The organism is Marinibactrum halimedae, assembly GCF_021234875.1.
In the GTDB taxonomy this organism is placed as follows: domain Bacteria; phylum Pseudomonadota; class Gammaproteobacteria; order Pseudomonadales; family Cellvibrionaceae; genus Marinibactrum; species Marinibactrum halimedae.
Window position 1 is genome coordinate 1 of sequence record NZ_JAJQVM010000103.1, and the last position, 1,112, is coordinate 1,112.

The following is a 1,112-nucleotide window of genomic DNA, read 5'->3' on the forward strand; positions in this document are numbered from 1 at the left end:
ATCAGTGTTAACAGCTTGCGGGTTTGCGCCGGGAGTTCATCCAGCGTGCGGCCCAATACGTCATGAGCCAGGCGGTTGGCGGTGTGGATGTCACTCAGCTGCACTTCGATGTACTTGAGGGTATTACCGTTGTGGTTGAGGCTTTTAATGTCCCGTTGGTATTGGTGCAGCAGGGCCACGCTGTCGATGAGGGTGAGGTATTTTTCATGATCACGACGGGTGCGGGTTTTGTCATCCAGGAAGGTGAGTTGATCGGCGTAGGGGTTAATGACCGCTAGGGGTTTTAATAAATGCTGGGCGTTGCGGTGCAGTTCGGTGAGTTGGCTTTTTTCCAGCTTGGCCTGTAAACCGTTGAGGGTGCGCCGTTGCCGTTGGGCGGCGTGGATGGCTTGGGTTTGTTGACGGCTTTCGTTGACGGTGAGCACCAAACAGCGGTTCATTAACTCTTCGTCAATGTCGATGGCGGTGGTGGTTAAGAACAGCATCACCGGGCCTTCGACGCGGTATTCTTTGGTGACGAGATCACCACTGTCGTCGTCTTTGCCGGTGCTGGCAATGGTGATTTCCCCTTCACTTTGCAACAGCTTTAAGGCATAGCTGGCGTGGCTGGCGCCCTCTTCTTCGGCAATGGCCAAGATTTTGTGTTTGAGGTTGGTTTCGCCCATGTAGAACAGGCTTTGGCCGGTCATGGCGGAGTATTGCAAACGCTCGGTGGTGGGCATGAGATTGAGAATGGCGTCCATCAATGAGCTTTTACCGGCGGCACTGGTGGATTGAATCACCACGGCTAAAGGCCGTTCCAGCTTGCGACTGCTGGCCGCCAGATACCCCACGAGCTTGTTGGTGTTTTCGCCCACCACGCCACAGCGGTCGAAGTCGGTGAGAATACGTTCGAGCAAGTTTGGGTCTTTCAGCAAGGCCATGGCTTCGGCGTGAGCGTCGCCACTCAGCGGGGTGTCTTTGGCTTGCGGTTTCACCTCACTTTTCAACCATTCTGCCTGTTGCTGTTCCAGGGTGAGCAGCAGCTGGCCCACGTCTTTTTTGATGGCGTTTTCTTCCACCATAAATTCCACCGCCACGCTTTTGATAAAGGCTTGCCGCAGTTTGGCGGC

At 54.9% G+C, this 1,112-nt stretch carries 1 protein-coding gene; it reads right to left on the reverse strand.

The annotated features are described in order from the left end of the window. Nucleotides 1-1,112, reverse strand: a 1,112-nt coding sequence (locus LU351_RS20475; RefSeq protein WP_232595941.1) for a hypothetical protein, incomplete at both ends; no start/stop codon positions are given.